The sequence below is a fragment of the Halomonas sp. ND22Bw genome, from assembly GCF_003011945.1.
Lineage (GTDB): Bacteria > Pseudomonadota > Gammaproteobacteria > Pseudomonadales > Halomonadaceae > Halomonas > Halomonas halophila.
The window spans coordinates 1-286 of the sequence record NZ_PXWD01000618.1 but is presented as its reverse complement, the minus strand read 5'-3'; the positions used below and the strand labels follow the sequence as shown (position 1 = coordinate 286).

General features: G+C 69.6%; 1 protein-coding gene. It reads left to right on the top strand.

Going from position 1 to position 286, the window contains the following annotated elements; genetic code table 11:
- Nucleotides 1-286 (top strand): carboxylesterase family protein (locus CVH10_RS19625; protein WP_146143124.1); only part of this gene is annotated, 286 nt, incomplete at both ends.

Genomic DNA, 286 nt, shown 5'->3' with positions numbered 1-286 from the left:
GGCGGGCCTGCACGCCTTCCACGCCAGAGAACTGCCCTATATGTTCGGCCGGCTGAACCGCACGCCGCCGTTGTGGCCCAAGATTCCCGACACGGCGCAGGAGACGGCCCTCTCGGACGCCATGGTCGGCTACTGGACCCGCTTCGCCCGCTCTGGCGCGCCGGGAGGGGCCGCCGACGCCACATGGCCCGCCTACGGCGACGACGCCGGCTATCTTCTGATCCAGACGACACCCAAGGCGGAGACCCATTTGTCGCCCGGCATGTTCGCCCTGCACGAACAGGCC